Origin of the sequence: Neisseria sp. P0018.S001 (assembly GCF_051957355.1) — a bacterium.
GTDB lineage: Bacteria > Pseudomonadota > Gammaproteobacteria > Burkholderiales > Neisseriaceae > Neisseria > Neisseria subflava_A.
Window position 1 is genome coordinate 1 of the sequence record NZ_JBQCWN010000063.1, and the last position, 461, is coordinate 461.

Genomic DNA, 461 nt, shown 5'->3' on the forward strand with positions numbered 1-461 from the left:
TATCGGCTTACTCACAGGTTTTGCTTTTCTACCTCCGCGTTTCTTACCGACTGAACCGCCGCTGATTAAGGTCAAATCAATCTTGATGGTATCTAAAGCGGCACGCGCGACTTTTACAGTGACCGTATCACCCATATTGAAACGGACACCGCTGCGTTCGCCCTCAATCGCCATAATTTCAGGACGGAAGTTTAAATAATCCTCTCCCAAATCACTGATATGTACCAAGCCGTCGATATGAATATCGTCCAAGGTTACAAAAATACCGAAACTGGTCATGCCCGAAATCTTGCCACTGAAGACTTCACCGACTTGGTCGCGCATATAATAAGTTTTCAGCCAGTTTTCCACATCGCGGCTGGCATCATCGGCTCGGCGCTCACAGAAAGAGGTATGCACGCCCGAAGCCTCCCAGGTTTTATTGGGTTGGTAAGTTTGTCCGTTCAACACCGCCTTAATGG

Annotated in this window: 1 protein-coding gene; it reads right to left on the minus strand. The window is 47.9% G+C overall.

Features of this window, described 5'->3' with window-relative positions; translation table 11 throughout:
- The coding region (locus tag ACTHTJ_RS10840; RefSeq protein WP_440362685.1) for a S1 RNA-binding domain-containing protein at positions 1 to 461 on the minus strand (461 nt) is incomplete at both ends.